This is a genomic window from Bacillus sp. 17RED48, from assembly GCF_019837545.1.
GTDB classification, from domain to species: Bacteria; Bacillota; Bacilli; order Bacillales; family Bacillaceae_G; genus Bacillus_A; species Bacillus_A wiedmannii.
Genome location: NZ_JADAXG010000006.1, coordinates 20470 through 37701, shown reverse-complemented (window position 1 = coordinate 37701; position 17232 = coordinate 20470). Strand labels below are relative to the sequence as shown.

Here is a 17232-nt window from a genome sequence, read left to right as displayed (position 1 = left end):
AATACAAAAAGTAATTTTATTTATGATACGGTTCCCCACGATTAATACGAAATGCTCTATACACTTGCTCAAGCAATACTAATCGCATTAATTGGTGTGGTAATGTCATCTTTGAAAAAGAAAGAGATTCATTTGAACGCTTCATTACTTCTGAACTTAGTCCAAGTGATCCTCCAATTACAAAAGCAACTTTACTCTTTCCATATGTAGCAAGACGATCTAAGCTTACTGCAAATTCTTCTGATGATTTTTGTTTTCCTTCTATTGCTAACGCAATGACATGCGTATCGTCAGAAATTTTATCCAGTATACGTATACCTTCTTTTTCTTTTACAATTAACATTTCTGCTTCACTTAAATTTTCTGGCGCCTTTTCATCTGGCAATTCAATTACTTCTACTTTTGCGTATGCAGATAATCGTTTTAAGTATTCTGCTATACCTTGTTTTAAATATTTTTCTTTTAATTTCCCAATTGAAATAATCGAGATATTCACACTCATTCCCCACCTTACAAACATGTTATCCACATAACTTATCCACATATCCACAATTATTACCCACATATTGTGTGAGAATCTGTGTTCGATACAACATATGTCGCCTCGTTTTGACAAAATTCACATGTTTTTTTCTCTTTTTCCGAGTTATCCACATTGTTGATAACTGGTGCAACTTCACACTCATCCACAATAATATCTAAAGCCAATTCAACATGTTCTAAACAACAAGGTAAATTCATATTCTTCACCTCACTTTTCTACAATAGAAAACAGGAGGTAGGCCCTCCTGTTTTTAATACTTTTGAATGCCTAGTTTAACCGTTGTTGTTGCTCGTTTTGTACCACGATAAAACGTAAGAGTCATTTTATCATTAATTTTTTTATCATATAAGGCCGTACGGAATCCGATAATATCGCGAACCGGTTTTCCATCTACTGCTACAATCACATCGTGTTCTCGTAAACCAGCATCTATACCTGGCGAAGGACTTTTCACATCTAAAATGCAAACTCCCTCTGTTACATTACCTGGTAAATGCAATGTTTTTGACCAATGATAGTTTGGAATCTCATTTAACGATCTAAGTTCAATTCCAACATACGGTCTCCTTACTTTTCCATACTTCTCTAATTCATTCATAATTGGAACAGCTCTAGTAACTGGAATAGCTAGTCCAATTCCTTCTACTTCTTTTGCTGCAATTTTCATTGAGTTAATGCCAATTAATTGGCCTGCGGCATTTACAAGCGCACCACCACTATTACCTGGATTAATTGCTGCGTCTGTTTGCAATACTTCTACTTGCCAATCGTAATGTCCATCTTGATCCAAATCTACAGGAACAATACGTTCCTTAGCCGAAATAATGCCTTGTGTAACAGTTCCAGAAAATTGCAGCCCGAGTGGGTTTCCAATCGCAATGACCGGTTCTCCTCTACGAACAGTATTAGAGTCGCCAATCTCAATTATTTTTTTCACATGCTTTGCATCTATTTCTAGTACAGCTAAATCTGTGACTACATCGGTTCCTAATACTTTCCCAGGAACCTTCTTACCGTCACTTAAACTTACTTCAATACGATTTGCTCCAGCAACAACATGATTATTCGTTACGATATAAGCTTGGCCATCTGTCTTTTTATAAATTACACCCGATCCTGTACCAGCTTCTGAATCTGCCTCTGAAAAATTATCTCGTTGAATATTAATAACACCAACAACAGCTTCAGACGCACGATCAACAGCATCAACGAAGCTAATCTGTTTAATTCCTTGAGCTTCGGCCATATTACTTCCACTTGCTTCAGCTTGTGGAAGCGCGCCCGCATCATTCGCAAATAAAGGAGCTCCAAATGCAAATAACGAAGCTCCTACAATTGTTCCTGCTATACTAGAAATAACAATACCTTTATGCTTCTTTTTTCTTGCACGTTTCATACGGTAATTTTCTTCATCAATAAAGGACATATTTGTTCACCTATCTTCCTGAAAACAACTATATTCACCTTTATTGTTTACTAAAATGAAGAATTATACGTATTGAATTTTTGTAGGCATTTTCGGATCTGTGTCGTGAATTTCAAAAGCTTCTCCCACTCCAAATCCTTTTTCCTCTAGTACTTGTGATACTGACATACGTGCTAGTTCTTTCATGTTATTATCTAAACTTAAATGGGCTAAATAAATATGTTTTGTCTCATCTGTAATTACATCCGCCATTGCTAATGCAGCGTCCTCATTACAAACGTGCCCTACATCACTTAAAATACGTCGCTTAATACTCCATGGATAACGTCCCATACGAAGCATTTCCACGTCATGATTACTTTCAAACACGAAAGCATTAGCCCCCTTAATAACACCTTTCATACGGTCACTCACGTATCCCGTATCTGTAATAAGGGCTAACTTTCTATTATTGTTGTGAAAAGCATAGAACATCGGCTCTGCCGCATCATGAGAAACCCCAAATGACTCGACCTCAATATCACCGAATGTTTTCACATCCCCAACTGAGAAAATGAACTTTTGCTCAGTTGGGATATTTCCTATTAAGTGTTCCATTGCATTCCATGTTTTCTCATTTGCATAAACAGGCAAATCATATTTACGTGCCAATACACCTAATCCTTTAATATGATCACTATGTTCATGTGTTACAAGAATACCCGATACATCATTTATATTTAGTTCTGCCTGTTTAAATAAAGCCTCTGTTGCTTTACCACTTAAACCTGCATCGACGAGTAATTTCTTCTCATCTGTTCCTACATATAGCATATTCCCTGTACTTCCACTTGCAAGTACGCTAAAATGCAACCCCATTCTTTCTCACTCCAGTATGTTCATCAACCACTTGATTTTCCCTTTCCCCTAATTCCATAACTTGTCCTTCAATTGCATTTACAAAGAAGTCCTGCTTCTGCTCCGTTTTTAAGTTCCATGTTGGAGCAAGTACTTGGTTATTAGAAGTAGATGCGGTAAGGTTGGCATAACCAATTTGTGCTTCTTTTACATGTGTATTCCCATGAACTTTATTTTTTAAATACAGATTTTCTAAAGCCGTTTGGGCAGTAATAATTTCTTGCTGTTTCGTTTTTTCACTTTCGCCCATTTCTTTTAAATCAGTTAGCATCGTCTGCGTGTACGACACCAGTTCATTTTTTTCATTTAATTCCACAACAATCATTGCCTGATCGTTATAGAAAATAGGCTTATCTTTATATTTTTGGAAGAAGTAAATTTTAGAGTCTTTCATCGCTCCAAACTCATACTTTTGTCCATCCAATACATAGTTCTTTAAAAAATCACTATACTTATCTTTGGATAATGATTTTGTATTTAAAAAGGGCTCTTTTAGCTTACTTTCTATCTTGTACATATTTTGTATATGCGCCGTTTGACTCTTTAAAGACTGTACATCTTCTTCTTTAAATGCCTTATTTTCCGCCCTAATAAATGCCTCTTTTTTCGGTTCTTTAGGGAAATTACCCATAGTAATTTTGTTTGCTTTTAATTCTTGATCTATCTTTGTTTCTGCAATAAGCTCCAATTGATTACTATCTTGCTTTTGAATGAATTGAAAAATGAGAAAGAGGTCCAAAACAAAAAAGGTCACAATAAATATGGTTTTAATCCGATCCCAATCCATTTAGTCCTCCCTCACTCCACTCATATATTTTTTGTTTACCAGCTTCATCTTCAACAAACTTTACATACCAAATTGGCTGTAGTCGAGCTACTTGCCCATCTAGTGATAATTTGTATCCAATACCAATGTCTTTAATAAATCTTTTATCTACCGCGGCATTATTTTCTAAAGATGCTATTACAACGTGACCTGATGGAAGAGTAACCTTCTGTTCTATACCTTTCGTATTTAAAGACAACAATGGTCTTTCATATTCCATTACTTCTTCTGATCCCCATACTTGTCTCAATTCAGCTAATCCATCTGTATTAAATACGGAATATCCATCTTCATGTAAACGAAATACGGTCTGTCCTTTATTCATATAGTCCAAACGATATGAATCCAAACTCCCGCTGTGGCCATTTACAAAATCAAAGCTTTTTTGTAAAAGCATTAAATTATCTGGCGTTTTCTCATTTGAAACAGAAGAGTTTTTATACTTTAGCATATGATGATCATTTTCAATCTCCATAGACCTAATACCATCTGTAAATGTTTCTTTCGATTTCTCGGTAATAGGGCTTAAATAACGCGGGTCACTAAATAGAGCATTCTTAAATGTATCAACCGCTAAATTAGATGAAATATATGTTATATTACTTAATTCCGTCGTTCCATCTGATAAAAATATCTTTTTCGTATCATTAATTTGATAATCAAAATAAGGTTTCGCTGATACTATAAATTGATTTTGTGCGTTTACAATATCTTTTAAATACACACCACTTAATTTTGCTTCATATATTCTAGAGTTATCACCATCAGAAACAAAATTAACTTTAATTTCTTGATCCCTACTTCTAGAAGGGTCAAGAATAATTCGATTAAAATGTTTAGGCTTATCTATACTTTTTTCTTTCATATTAAACATAGATTTAACGGCATCAAATGGGATATTGGTAGGAAAAACAAGTTCAATTTTCCCTTCACCATGCACATAAGAAAGGAAATCAGCTTTAGCAATCGATATCTCTTTGAAACCATGTAATTCCCCTGCTTCCAAAGTTTTATAGATTGATTCTATATCTCCCTCTCTTTCACTCCCGTAATGATTTTTATCTTTATGCGCGATGATAGAAGTAGGGCGTACAACATCAGCAATTTTAGTTTGAGTAGTTCCTTCATTCCCCTGTACAAATTTTGCGTTTTGCATAGACGTGGAATCTGGCACATACGTCCATAAGTTAAAAGTAAGAAATAGGCTAATTACAACTAAATTAATTAAAACTATCGTTTTAACATTTTCCATGCTCATTCCCAATCGTCCTCTTCATCCGCTGCCATTGGCAATGTGAAATAAATAGTTGTCCCTTTTCCTTCCTCACTCTTCGCCCAAATTGAGCCACCATGTGCCTCAATCATTTCCTTCGCAATTGCTAATCCAAGTCCTGTACCACCCATTTGTCTTGAACGTGCTTTATCTACGCGATAAAAACGTTCAAAGATTTTATCGACGTTCTCTTTCGGAATACCCATTCCTTGGTCACTTACACTAATCTCTAATAATTCACCGCGATCACGTAAGCGATATGTTACTGTTCCACCTTCTGGTGAATACTTTAATGCATTCGAAATAATGTTATACAATACTTGCGTAATTTTATCCGTATCCATATCAATAAATCGAGATTTTTTAGAGAAAGATCGTTTGAAACTTACGTTTTGCTCTTTAGACATTTCAAAACGATCAATAATGTTATTAAAGAAGTCAGTAAAGTCGACCCATTCTTTCATTAAACGATGTTCTGTACTATCAAGTTTAGATAGTTGTAATAACGCATTTACAAGTCTAATCATTCTTTCTGTTTCTTCTTGTGTAACGGTTAAAAATTGCGGTGCAATATTCGGATCTTGCCACGCACCGTCCGTAAGTGCCTCTAAGTAACTGCGCATCGTTGTTAATGGCGTTCTTAATTCATGAGAAACGTTTGCCACAAACTCGCGGCGTTCCCTTTCTATACGCTCCTGCTCAGTTACATCATATAATACGGCAATCAAGCCATTTGCTTTCCCTGTCTCTTTTTGAATAACAGAGAAGCTAGCACGTAAAATATATGGCTCATTTCTCGTACTAAAATCTAATAAAACAGAATCAGGCTCTTCGTATAAATGATCGAGCGTAAATTCTTCTTGTATCCCTAATACTTCTAAAACAGATTGATCGAGCGCCGTTTCACGCGAAACATTTAGCATCTTTTCCGCAGGGTCATTTAATAAAATAATGTCCCCTTTTCGGTCAGTAGCAATGACTCCATCTGTCATATGTGATAGAACGGATGACAATTTACGTCTTTCACTCTCCGTTGAAGAACGAGCTTGTTGTAATTTTTTGGATAAATTATTGAAAGATAATGCTAATTGTCCAATTTCATCATGGCTATGCACTTTTACTTTTCTCGAATAGTTTCCTTTTGCCATTTCAATCGCTTGTCTTCGCATATCTGAGATTGGCCTCGTAATCGTTTGAGCTAACAAAATTCCAAGTACAGCCGTTACGAGTAATGCAATAACGGTTCCAGTCGCAAAAATTTGATTAATATCCTTCATCTGTTTATAAACATCTTCCATAGATGCAACAATGTAAATAGCACCAAGTGCATCTTTTCCGTTGTCATCTAGAATAGGAGTAAGCATAACTTGTACACGATGGCCTGTACGACCATCCTTCTCAATTTTTATTTCTGGCTTTTTTTGTACCAATACCCGCTGAACAGCTATATCAGTTGATGTTCTATTTACCTTGTTTTGCTTTGACTCATCTGAAATAGCAAGCAACTTTCTATTCGAATCAAATACACTTACCTCTTGGATATCTTTCTTTCGATCAGAGGCAAATTTTCGAATTGAAGTTTTAATCGTTTCATCTGTTGATTCTGTTTCTGCTTTTGTATGACTTTTTTTAAACTCTTGTTTCAAGTTATATGCTAATAAGTTCGTTTGCTGCGTTAAAGAATCTCTAAAGCCTTGTACAAGACTCTTTTCTAACTCCCTTACGAAATATACTCCAATAACTTGCATTGCTATTAATATTAATAGCATATATATGAGTACAAATTTTAAATGAATAGATTGAAAAAAACCAACTTTCTTCATATACTATTCCTGCTCTGGGTCACGCAAGTAATACCCTACTCCACGTCTAGTTACAATTAAAGTGGGATGACTTGGATTATCTTCAATTTTTTCACGTAAACGACGCACTGTTACATCCACTGTACGTACATCTCCAAAATAGTCATAACCCCAAACTGTTTGTAATAAATGCTCACGAGTCATAACTTGTCCTAAATGTTTGGCTAAATAATGTAGTAGCTCAAATTCACGATGTGTAAGTTCAATATTTTCCTCACGTTTCGTTACACTATACGCATTTGAATTGATAACGATTGGTCCAATAACCATTTCCGTATTTTCTTCTTTTTCTGCAGCACCACCTTGTTGATGGCGACGTAAATTCGCCTTCACACGAGCAAGTAATTCCCTCGTACTAAATGGCTTCGTTACATAATCATCTGCTCCAAGTTCAAGCCCTAATACTTTATCAATTTCAGAGTCCTTTGCTGTAAGCATAATAATCGGCATTTCCGAGCTTTTACGTATTTCACGGCAAACCTCTAAGCCATCCTTACCTGGTAGCATAATATCTAATAAAACCATATCTGGCTGCTCTTCATTCGCTTTTTCAATCGCTTCATCACCATCATGCGCCATTACAATTTCAAAACCTTCTTTTTCTAGGTTGAACTTCAAAATATCCGCAATCGGCTTTTCATCATCAACTACTAAAATTTTCTTTCCCATCATCGTCTATTTCCTCCTTATAAAGTGAAACTTTAATCGGGCATTTACGTGCAGTTGATCTCGCACCTAACTTCTTTACCTTCGTTGAATTTTGGGGTGGGTCTTACTGCCCGTTAATGCGGGGTAAAAATATGGTCAATATCCCTAAACACATTGATGTCTACATAGTATGTCCCTATATGGCCGCATCTTTTGCTTAAGTACTTTCTCCTCTATTCTCACAGACTCATGTATGATCCACTTTTACACGGAATCCTATACGATCTATAGAAAAACCTCTAGCTTCAACTGCTAGAGGCTTCTCATTCTATTTTAAAATAACTACTCACTTTTGTAAAATTACACAAATAAAAAGGATATTAAGTGGGCCCACTTAATATCCTGAGAGTGGCTCGGGACGGAATCGAACCGCCGACACGAGGATTTTCAGTCCTCTGCTCTACCGACTGAGCTACCGAGCCAAAACTATATATAAAACCACTAATGGTGGTATAAACAAAAGTGGCGGTCCCGACCGGGGTCGAACCGGCGATCTCCTGCGTGACAGGCAGGCATGTTAACCACTACACCACGGGACCAAAAATGAACATAAAAAAAACATGACCCGTACGGGATTCGAACCCGTGTTACCGCCGTGAAAGGGCGGTGTCTTAACCACTTGACCAACGGGCCACGAAAAATAAAATGGTGAGCCATGAAGGATTCGAACCTTCGACCCTCTGATTAAAAGTCAGATGCTCTACCAACTGAGCTAATGGCTCATACTCACCAACGTCATATTTTCGTGACGACAAGATGTATCATAACATGTTTTATTTGTTTTTTGCAATACCTTTTTTTATTTTTTTATAAAAGATAAGAAAAAACTCATGCGGACATGAGTTTTTTCTCAAAAATATCAATTAAGCTTCGTATACGTTACGAACGATATTTGTTTGGTTACGATCTGGTCCAACTGAGAACATAGATAATTGAATTCCTGTTAAATCAGAAACACGTTCTACGTATTTTCGTGCATTTTCAGGAAGCTCGTCTAATGATTTTACACCAGTAATATCTTCTGTCCAACCTGGAAGTTCTTCGTATACAGGCTCACATTTCGCTAAAATGTTTAAGTTTGCTGGAACTTCATCGATAACTTCGCCATTGTATTTGTAAGCAACGCAAATTTTAAGAGTCGGAATACCTGTTAGAACGTCGATAGAATTTAATGATAAATCTGTTAAACCACTAACACGACGTGCATGTCTTACAACAACGCTATCGAACCAGCCTACGCGGCGTGGACGACCAGTTGTCGTTCCGTACTCACGACCAACTTCACGAATTTGATGACCAATTTCATCATGAAGCTCCGTAGGGAACGGACCATCACCTACGCGGCTTGTATATGCTTTACACACACCTACAACGCGAGTAACTTTCGCAGGGCCAACTCCAGTTCCAACTGTTACACCACCAGCAATCGGGTTAGAAGATGTAACGAACGGATACGTACCGTGGTCGATATCAAGCATAACACCTTGTGCACCTTCAAATAATACACGGTGATTGTTATCTAGTGCATCATTTAGTACAACAGATGTATCACATACATATTGCGCGATTTGTTGTCCGTACTCGAAGTACTCTTCGAAGATTTCTTCTACACTGAAACCTTCTGTATCGTACATTTTTTCAAATAAACGATTTTTTTCTACTAAATTGCGCTCAAGCTTTTCTTTAAATGCTTCACGGTCTAAAAGATCAGCCATACGAATACCAATACGAGCAGCTTTATCCATATATGCAGGACCGATACCTTTTTTCGTTGTACCGATTTTGTTATCACCTTTACTTGCTTCTTCTAACTCATCTTGTTTTAAGTGATAAGGTAAAATAACGTGCGCACGGTTACTTACACGTAAATTATCAGTACTTACACCACGATCGTGTAAGTATTTTAACTCTTCAAGTAATGCTTTCGGATCTACTACTAAGCCATTTCCGATTACACAAATTTTCTCTTTATAGAAAATACCAGATGGAATTAAGTGTAATTTATATTTAACTCCGCCGAAAACAATTGTATGTCCCGCGTTATTTCCACCTTGATATCTTGCAACTACTTCCGCATGCTCAGAAAGAAAATCAGTGATTTTACCTTTTCCTTCGTCGCCCCATTGTGTTCCTACAACTACTACTGAAGACATTATTAAAGCACCTCCGCGATTTTCAAACGATCTATTCAAACAATATAATTGTACCAAAACCGAAAAAGAAGTCAACCAAAAAGCGAACATTTTTTTATTAAAAAACATTTTCGTTCGTAAGAATTATATTTTCACATTATGAAAGCCTTATCTTTCCTATAAAAAAAAAGAAACACATCTTATTATAAGAAATGCGTTTCTTTTTTATACTCTCTTTATGCAGGCGGCGCATGTCCATCCTCGAAGCGACGTTCTAAGTTAACGAACTTATTGAACTCTTTAACGAATGCGAGCTCTACTGAGCCTACGGGACCGTTACGCTGCTTTGCAATAATAATTTCAATCGTATTTTTATTTTCCGTTTCCCGGTCATAGTAATCTTCACGATATAAGAAAGCTACAATATCAGCATCCTGCTCGATACTTCCTGATTCACGAATGTCAGACATCATCGGACGTTTATCTTGACGAGATTCTACCCCACGAGATAACTGTGACAAGGCAATAACAGGCACTTGCAATTCACGCGCAATCCCTTTTAATGTACGAGAAATCTCAGATACTTCCTGCTGACGGTTTTCTCCTGATTTCCCGCTTCCTTGAATAAGCTGTAAATAGTCAATCAAAACCATCCCAAGACCTTGTTCTTGCTTTAATCTACGGCATTTCGCTCGAATCTCATTTACTTTAATCCCTGGTGTATCATCAATATAGATACCAGCATTAGAAAGGCTACCCATCGCCATTGTTAATTTTGCCCAATCATCAGAAGTTAATGAACCGGTACGCAGTCTTTGCGCATCAATATTCCCTTCTGCACAAAGCATACGCATAACAAGCTGATCAGAGCCCATCTCTAGACTAAAAATCGCTACATTTTCATCAGTTTTCGTCGCTACGTTTTGTGCGATATTTAATGAAAATGCGGTTTTCCCTACTGATGGACGTGCCGCTACGATAATTAAATCATTTCGCTGGAAACCTGCGGTCATCTTATCTAATTCTGTAAATCCAGTTGGTATCCCAGTAACTTCACCTTTTTGATTATGCAAAAGTTCAATTTTATCGTAAGCATCTACAAGAACATCTTTAATGTTTTGGAATGCTTTTGCATTCGTTTGGTGAGATACTTCTAATATTTTTTTCTCAGCCTCATTTAAAAGACCATCCACGTCATCTTCTCTCTCATACCCATCAGACACGATATGAGTTGCTGTTCGAATCAAACGACGTAATAGCGCTTTTTCAGCGATGATTCGTGCATAATATTCTACGTTAGCAGCGGTTGGAACAACTTCTGCTAATTCTGCTAAGTAAGAAACCCCACCAACTTCTTCTAATAATCCTTGATCAGCCATTGCTGACGTCATTATTACTAAGTCAATCGGCTCTCCTTTATCAGATAACCCAAGCATGACTTCAAAAATCTTTTGATGTTTCGTTCGATAAAATGAGTCAGGTACCAATAGTTCCGATGCTGATGTTAACGCATCTTGATCAATTAATATGGCCCCTAAAACCGCCTGCTCAGCCTCTATATTATGTGGAGGGGTACGATCAGCCATTACATCACTCATACGCAATCCTCCTTGCTTAACTTATTTTTATTGTTCACTAACATGAACTTTTACTGTTGCAGTTACTTGCGGATGCAACTTCACAGTAACGTTTGTATAGCCTAATGCACGAATCGCATCATCCATTTCAAATTTACGTTTATCAAGTTTAATTTTATGTGATTTTTGCATTGCATCTACGATTTGTTTACTTGTGATTGAACCGAATAGACGGCCACCTTCTCCAGATTTCGCCTTTACTTCTACAGTTAGTTTCTCTAACGTTTCTTTCAACTCTTTTGCATTTTCAACCTCTGCTGCTGCATCTTTTTCTTCTTTTCGCTTTTGAGCTTCTAAAGTTTTCATACTGCTATTTGTCGCTTCAGCAGCTAATCCTTGTTTTAGTAAGAAGTTATTTGCATAGCCATCTGGTACGTTTTTTATTTCTCCTTTTTTCCCTTTACCTTTTACGTCTTTTAGAAAAATTACTTTCATGATTGTGTGCCTCCCTGTAAATAGTCATCAATAACAAATCGAAGCTTCTCCTCAGCTTCATCTACTGTAACATTTTTCATTTGTGTGGCTGCATTCGTTAAATGCCCACCACCGCCTAAATTTTCCATAATTAGTTGCACGTTCACTTCACCTAAAGACCTGCCGCTAATTCCAATGAAATTCTCGCCACGTTTTGCAATAACAAATGACGCAATAATTCCTGTCATTGTTAATAATGTGTCCGCTGATTGCGCAATAAGCACTTGATCGTAGTAATCATCACTATCAACTTTTGCAATCGCAATTCCATTTGTATAAATGTACGCATTTTTAATAGCTTTTGCAACCCGTAAATACTGATCCATATCTTCTTTTAAAAGCTCTTGTACAAGTACAGTATCTGCACCATGTGAGCGTAAATAAGAAGCGGCATCAAACGTACGAGCACCCGTCCGGAATGTAAAGCTTTTCGTATCAACAATAATACCTGCTAACAATGCCGTTGCTTCTAACATTGTCATTTTTAAATTTTTCGGTTGGTACTCAAGTAATTCTGTAACAAGTTCTGCCGTGGAGGAAGCGTATGGCTCCATGTAAACAAGCAATGGATCTTCAATAAAATCTTCTCCCCGGCGATGATGGTCAATAACAACTACATTTTCAATTTTGTGTAACAGTTTTTCTTCCATCACCATTGAAGGTTTATGCGTATCAACAACAACAAGTAATGAATCATCATTTGCAAATTCCATCGCTTGTCCTGGGGTAATAAAGTGAGACCATAACTCTTCGTTTTGTTTCACTTTATCCATCAAACGCTTAATTCCCTTATCAGAATCATTTTCATCTAACACAATATATCCTTTACGCTCATTTAATTGCGCTACCTTTAAAATACCAATCGCAGCACCAATTGCGTCCATATCAGGAGCCCTATGCCCCATTATAATGACATTACTACTTTCTAATACTAAATCCTTTAATGCATGCGAAATAACTCTGGCACGTACACGAGTACGTTTTTCAACTGGATTTGTCTTACCACCATAAAACTTAACTTTACCTGTCGCTTGTTTAATAGCTACTTGATCTCCACCACGGCCAAGCGCAAGGTCTAAACCGGACTGAGCCATTGCCCCAAGCTCTGATAAAGGTAAATCCCCTGATCCAACACCTACACTTAAGGTGAGTGGTATATTCCTTTTGGATGTTTCTTCACGCACCTGATCTAAAATGCTAAATTTCCCTTTCTCCATCTGTGCTAAAATACTCTCATTTAGTACAACGAAGAATCTTTCTGAAGATGCACGTTTTAAATATGCCCCATACTTAACGGCCCATTCATTTAGTCGTGATGTTACAAGACTTGTTATATTCGTACGTAATTGATCATCTAACCCTTGTGTAACCTCATCATAATTATCTAAATAAATGACAGCCAAAACAGTGCGTTGATCCTCGTACATCTTTTCAATCTCTGTTTGTTCCGTTACATCAAAGAAATAAATTAACTTTTCTTCTTTCCTTACAAAAACGCGAAACTTTCGGTTATTTAAAGAGACTATATCATCGGAAGTTTCTCCCTTAATAAAAAGAAGTAACGTTTCTGATACATCATAAAGATGCCATCCAGCTAATGCATGCTGTCCTAGACATGAAGATAAATAAGGATTCGCCCAATCAATCCCATAATCCTTATTGTATAACAAAATACCAATCGGCATTTGGTTAAACGCCTCATTACTCACTTTCTTTACTCTTGTAATCATATCTGTCGTATACTTTTCGAAATTCCTTTGAAAGGTCAGTTCAAAGCGTATAACAACAAAAAGTACAATGCAAAAGATAAAAAAGGTGGATATCCCCATAATTAAATGAAAATAACAGAGGATCGCAATGAGCACAAACACGAAAAATGCCAATACATAAACAGGATATAAAAACCACTGTTTCTTATAAAATTCAGGCATGTATACAACTCCTATAAAGTAAAACTAACTCTCCTTCCAGTTAGTTAAACAGATTAAAATAGTATAAGGAATATTACTTTATCCTCCTATTTTAGAACGCAATGAAATCCCTAAATCAATTATACCTAAGATTGTCACAAGAGGAAACAGCATCGGAATAAACATGCAGACAATAAAACTAATAATAGGAACTCCTTTCGTAAAACCTTTGCTATGCGCTATAAAAGCGATAAATGTCAGACCTTGCAGTACTAGTAGTAAAGCAAATATGACATATAGGTTAGAAAATACCATATGTAAATATGATGTCGGTTCTACTTTTATAAAAGTTGATAGCAAAATAAATATAACGTAATACCAAACAATACTCTTTGGTAATTGTATATCTTTAAATTTAGGCCAAGGTATAACGTCATGCTTTAGTTTTCTCAAAACACTACCTGATATCATAACTGTAATCCAAGAAAAACATACCGAGACCATTACAAGCAAACTTGGGAATAACGTTTGTAACACATCATTAAATTGTGCAAATAATTCTTTTTGCTCTTTACTAATAGACATACCAGCAGTAGTGACTATTTTTTCACTTTGCGCCATACTTTCATTAAGCATATTTTGCATTTGCTTCATTAAATCTATGTTAAAAAACTTTATACTCGCAACATAAATGAGCATAATACCAATTAAGTACGCAAGCGTCCCCGCCATTAAAGTTTCTACCGGCTTTTTTCGTTTTTTATACATATATCCTAAAACGATACCTATCAATCCAAACATAGTTGTCTTTACTAGGTTCATCGGCTGACTGACAATAACAGTAATAAAAAGCGCCGCAGTAAAAACTATAAAGGCGTTAGATAATCTATATCTTATCGTTAGCAATATAAACGGCAATGGCAACGCAAACGTTACAACTGTACCTAAAATTGGAACATACATAGATATAAGCAATAACATTGCATATATAGCTAACAGCGCTGCACCCTCAGTAATAAATTTCGTATTCTTCATCATCTAACCTCTCTTTCAAAAAAAGAAAAGCATAGCAAAATGCACAGTAGAGTCCGACTCTACTGTGCATTTCATACGCTATTATTCACCAACATATGGTAAAAGTGCCATTTGACGAGCACGTTTAATTGCAACTGTAAGTTTGCGTTGGTATTTTGCGCTTGTTCCTGTTACACGACGAGGTAAAATTTTACCACGCTCAGAAACGAAACGTTTTAATAAATCAACATCTTTATAGTCAATGCGAGTGATGCCGTTAGATGTGAAGAAACACACCTTACGACGTTTCGCACGTCCACCTTTGCGTCCTGCCATGTCTATTCCCTCCATTCTTTGTTAAAACTAACTAATTTACTGTATTAGAACGGTAAATCGTCGTCGGAAATGTCGATCGGTTGACCTACATTTGAAAATGGATCGTCATTCTTCGTAAATCCAGAGTTCCCTTGGTTGCCTTGGTTGCCTTGATTACTAGATTGACCAAATGGGTTAGAGCTTTGGTTACCGAAACCAGCTCCTGATGGTTGCTGATTAAATGAACCACGTTGCTCCCCACCGCCATTACGCGGCTCTAAAAATTGTACGCTTTCCGCAAGAACTTCTGTTACATATACACGTTTACCATCTTGTCCATCGTAATTACGAGTTTGAAGACGTCCATCTACGCCTGCTAAGCTACCTTTTTTCAAATAATTTGCTACGTTTTCTGCTTGTTTACGCCATATTACACAATTAATAAAGTCAGCTTCACGCTCACCTTGTTGATTCGCAAATGCGCGATTCACAGCTAACGTAAAAGTAGCTACTGCAACACCATTGGGCGTGTAACGTAAGTCAGGGTCCTTAGTTAAACGACCAACGAGGATAACACGATTCATCAATCGAACCACTCTCCCTTATATATCAATTATTTTTCTTCTTCTTTAACAACGATATGACGAAGGATGTCTTCGTTGATCTTAGCTAAACGGTCGAATTCGTTAATCGCTTCTGCGTTAGAGTTCACGTTTAAGATCATGTAGAAACCTTCACGTAAGTCGTTGATTTCGTAAGCTAAACGACGCTTACCCCACTCTTTCGTGTTAATGATTTCTGCACCATTGTTTGTTAAAACACCTGCGAAACGTTCAACTAAAGCTTTTTGAGCTTCTTCTTCAACGCCAGGACGAATGATGTACATAATTTCGTACTTTCTCATTACACTTTCACCTCCTTTTGGTCTAAACGGCCCATAATGAGCAAGGAGCAATTAATTTATAGTAATTACTCACGAGTTTAGATTATATCATAGTAAGTTAGATGAATCAACTCACCCATGCATAAAAAACTTGGCAAACACATAATATATTTGCCAAGCTCATATCTTTATTTTTCCTAGGAAATATTGAATTAAACGTTGAAGCGGAAGTGCATAACGTCTCCGTCTTTTACGATATACTCTTTTCCTTCTAAACGAACTTTACCAGCTTCTTTTGCAGCTGTCATAGAACCGTTTGTCATTAAGTCTTCGTAAGAAACTGTTTCCGCACGAATAAATCCACGCTCAAAGTCTGTATGAATTACGCCAGCACATTGTGGTGCTTTCATACCTTGTTTAAACGTCCATGCACGTACTTCTTGCACACCAGCTGTGAAGTAAGTAGCAAGTCCTAATAAATCATATGCAGCACGAATTAATTGATCTAAACCAGATTCTTCAATGCCTAGTTCTTCAAGGAATACTTTTTTCTCTTCCTCATCTAGCTCAGCGATTTCTTCTTCGATTTTTGCACATACAACGATTACTTGAGAATTTTCATTTGCAGCAAATTCTTTTACCATTTTTACATATTTATTTTCAGAAGGATCCATAATATCATCTTCACTTACGTTTGCTACGTATAGCATTTCTTTCGTTGTAAGTAAATGAAGGCCTTTAACAATTTTCATTTGCTCTTCTGCAAATTCAACAGTACGAGCTGGTTTTCCCTCTTCAAAAGCTTCTTTTAAACGAACTAAAATTTCATGCTCATATACAGCTTCTTTATCTTTTTGTCTTGCTAACTTCGCAACACGTTCGATACGTTTATCAACAGATTCCAAATCCGCTAAGATTAGCTCTAAGTTGATTGTTTCAATATCATCGATTGGATCTACTTTCCCTGAAACGTGTGTAATATTTTCGTCTTCAAAACAACGAACAACTTGGCAAATTGCATCTACTTGGCGAATGTGAGATAAGAATTTATTTCCTAAACCTTCACCTTTACTAGCACCTTTTACGATACCTGCAATATCAGTAAACTCAAATACAGTCGGAACAGTTTTTTTCGGTTCTACTAATTCCGTTAATTTATTTAAACGCTCATCTGGTACTTCTACAATCCCTACGTTTGGATCAATTGTACAGAATGGATAGTTTGCAGATTCTGCTCCTGCTTGTGTAATTGCATTAAATAAAGTTGACTTCCCTACGTTAGGTAATCCAACAATCCCAGCCGTTAATCCCATATTTTTCACTCCTATGTC

17 protein-coding genes and 4 tRNA genes are annotated in these 17232 nt (G+C 36.6%); all 21 read right to left on the bottom strand.

Features of this window, described 5'->3' with window-relative positions:
- Positions 1 to 16: 16 nt before the first annotated feature.
- Positions 17 to 496, bottom strand: a complete 480-nt coding sequence (gene rlmH / locus ILT06_RS21680; RefSeq protein ID WP_001027003.1) for a 23S rRNA (pseudouridine(1915)-N(3))-methyltransferase RlmH — start codon at positions 494 to 496, stop codon at positions 17 to 19.
- Positions 497 to 555: 59 nt separating this feature from the next.
- On the bottom strand, positions 556 to 741 hold the full coding sequence (locus tag ILT06_RS21675) for a CxxH/CxxC protein (protein ID WP_001052827.1): 186 nt from the start codon (positions 739 to 741) through the stop codon (positions 556 to 558).
- Between the two features lie 53 nt (positions 742 to 794).
- Positions 795 to 1970 carry a S1C family serine protease gene (locus ILT06_RS21670; protein ID WP_098103043.1) on the bottom strand — a complete coding sequence of 392 codons (1176 nt, stop codon included), beginning with the start codon at positions 1968 to 1970 and terminating at the stop codon, positions 795 to 797.
- 63 nt (positions 1971 to 2033) lie between these two features.
- Complete coding sequence (locus ILT06_RS21665) at positions 2034 to 2828, bottom strand: MBL fold metallo-hydrolase (RefSeq protein WP_000522836.1); 795 nt, start codon at positions 2826 to 2828, stop codon at positions 2034 to 2036.
- Entirely contained in the window at positions 2812 to 3654 is an 843-nt protein-coding gene (locus tag ILT06_RS21660) for a two-component system regulatory protein YycI (RefSeq protein WP_098103042.1), read from the bottom strand. Before ILT06_RS21660 ends, ILT06_RS21665 begins: the two co-directional genes overlap by 17 nt.
- Positions 3635 to 4951 carry a YycH family regulatory protein gene (locus tag ILT06_RS21655; protein WP_064475999.1) on the bottom strand — a complete coding sequence of 439 codons (1317 nt, stop codon included), beginning with the start codon at positions 4949 to 4951 and terminating at the stop codon, positions 3635 to 3637. Before ILT06_RS21655 ends, ILT06_RS21660 begins: the two co-directional genes overlap by 20 nt.
- The gene (gene walK / locus ILT06_RS21650) at positions 4948 to 6789 is read right to left on the bottom strand and encodes a cell wall metabolism sensor histidine kinase WalK (protein ID WP_064475998.1); all 1842 of its coding nucleotides are present in this window, start codon (positions 6787 to 6789) and stop codon (positions 4948 to 4950) included. The genes ILT06_RS21655 and walK overlap by 4 nt, the downstream gene beginning before the upstream one ends.
- Positions 6790 to 6792: 3 nt before the next feature.
- Positions 6793 to 7500 carry a cell wall metabolism DNA-binding response regulator WalR gene (gene walR, locus ILT06_RS21645; protein ID WP_000971866.1) on the bottom strand — a complete coding sequence of 236 codons (708 nt, stop codon included), beginning with the start codon at positions 7498 to 7500 and terminating at the stop codon, positions 6793 to 6795.
- A gap of 385 nt (positions 7501 to 7885) precedes the next feature.
- Positions 7886 to 7958, bottom strand: a tRNA-Phe gene (locus ILT06_RS21640).
- A gap of 41 nt (positions 7959 to 7999) precedes the next feature.
- Positions 8000 to 8075 (bottom strand) — tRNA-Asp (locus ILT06_RS21635).
- 22 nt (positions 8076 to 8097) lie between these two features.
- A tRNA-Glu gene (locus ILT06_RS21630) sits at positions 8098 to 8169 on the bottom strand.
- A gap of 13 nt (positions 8170 to 8182) precedes the next feature.
- Positions 8183 to 8258, bottom strand: a tRNA-Lys gene (locus ILT06_RS21625).
- A 141-nt stretch (positions 8259 to 8399) separates the two neighbouring features.
- Positions 8400 to 9689, bottom strand: coding sequence for an adenylosuccinate synthase (locus ILT06_RS21620; protein ID WP_064475178.1), 1290 nt, complete (start codon positions 9687 to 9689; stop codon positions 8400 to 8402).
- Positions 9690 to 9904: 215 nt separating this feature from the next.
- Positions 9905 to 11266, bottom strand: coding sequence for a replicative DNA helicase (dnaB, locus tag ILT06_RS21615; RefSeq protein ID WP_001286242.1), 1362 nt, complete (start codon positions 11264 to 11266; stop codon positions 9905 to 9907).
- Positions 11267 to 11293: 27 nt separating this feature from the next.
- The gene (gene rplI / locus ILT06_RS21610) at positions 11294 to 11740 is read right to left on the bottom strand and encodes a 50S ribosomal protein L9 (protein ID WP_000864225.1); all 447 of its coding nucleotides are present in this window, start codon (positions 11738 to 11740) and stop codon (positions 11294 to 11296) included.
- A complete protein-coding gene (locus tag ILT06_RS21605) occupies positions 11737 to 13710 on the bottom strand; it encodes a DHH family phosphoesterase (protein WP_001113891.1) in 1974 nt (657 codons plus the stop codon). Before ILT06_RS21605 ends, rplI begins: the two co-directional genes overlap by 4 nt.
- 78 nt (positions 13711 to 13788) lie before the next feature.
- On the bottom strand, positions 13789 to 14724 hold the full coding sequence (locus tag ILT06_RS21600) for a YybS family protein (RefSeq protein WP_064475176.1): 936 nt from the start codon (positions 14722 to 14724) through the stop codon (positions 13789 to 13791).
- A gap of 81 nt (positions 14725 to 14805) precedes the next feature.
- Positions 14806 to 15039, bottom strand: a complete 234-nt coding sequence (rpsR, locus tag ILT06_RS21595) for a 30S ribosomal protein S18 (protein WP_000918874.1) — start codon at positions 15037 to 15039, stop codon at positions 14806 to 14808.
- Positions 15040 to 15083: 44 nt separating this feature from the next.
- Positions 15084 to 15605, bottom strand: a complete 522-nt coding sequence (gene ssb / locus ILT06_RS21590; RefSeq protein WP_064460038.1) for a single-stranded DNA-binding protein — start codon at positions 15603 to 15605, stop codon at positions 15084 to 15086.
- Between the two features lie 26 nt (positions 15606 to 15631).
- Positions 15632 to 15922 carry a 30S ribosomal protein S6 gene (gene rpsF, locus ILT06_RS21585; protein ID WP_001233781.1) on the bottom strand — a complete coding sequence of 97 codons (291 nt, stop codon included), beginning with the start codon at positions 15920 to 15922 and terminating at the stop codon, positions 15632 to 15634.
- Between the two features lie 191 nt (positions 15923 to 16113).
- Positions 16114 to 17214: a redox-regulated ATPase YchF gene (ychF, locus tag ILT06_RS21580; RefSeq protein WP_088047702.1), complete on the bottom strand. Its 1101-nt coding sequence runs from the start codon at positions 17212 to 17214 to the stop codon at positions 16114 to 16116.
- Positions 17215 to 17232: the final 18 nt, after the last annotated feature.